The sequence below is a fragment of the Pseudarthrobacter sp. C1 genome (assembly GCF_034720455.1).
GTDB lineage: Bacteria > Actinomycetota > Actinomycetes > Actinomycetales > Micrococcaceae > Arthrobacter.
This window is the reverse complement of record NZ_JAYESK010000034.1, coordinates 1-369: the sequence shown is the minus strand read 5'-3', so window position 1 is coordinate 369 and position 369 is coordinate 1. Positions and strand designations below refer to the sequence as shown.

Genomic DNA, 369 nt, shown 5'->3' with positions numbered 1-369 from the left:
TCCCCAACGGCCTGCTCCCCATGATCATCCTCATGCAGGGCGTCCTCTTCGCCTACGCCTCCATCGAACTCGTCGGCACCGCCGCCGGCGAAACCGAAAACCCCGAAAAGATCATGCCCAAAGCCATCAACTCCGTGGTCTTCCGCATCGCCGTGTTCTACGTCGGCTCCGTCATCCTCCTGGCCCTGCTGCTGCCCTACACCTCCTACGAAAAGGGCGTCAGCCCCTTCGTGACCTTCTTCGGCTCCATCGGCATCCAGGGCGTGGACGTCATCATGAACCTCGTCGTCCTCACCGCCGCCCTGTCCTCCCTCAACGCCGGCCTCTACTCCACCGGACGCATCCTGCGCTCCATGTCCGTCAACGGCT

At 63.1% G+C, this 369-nt stretch carries 1 protein-coding gene; it reads left to right on the top strand.

Features of this window, described 5'->3' with window-relative positions; genetic code table 11:
- Positions 1-369: amino acid permease (locus tag U7114_RS19415; protein WP_323058276.1), on the top strand; the 369-nt coding region annotated here is incomplete at both ends.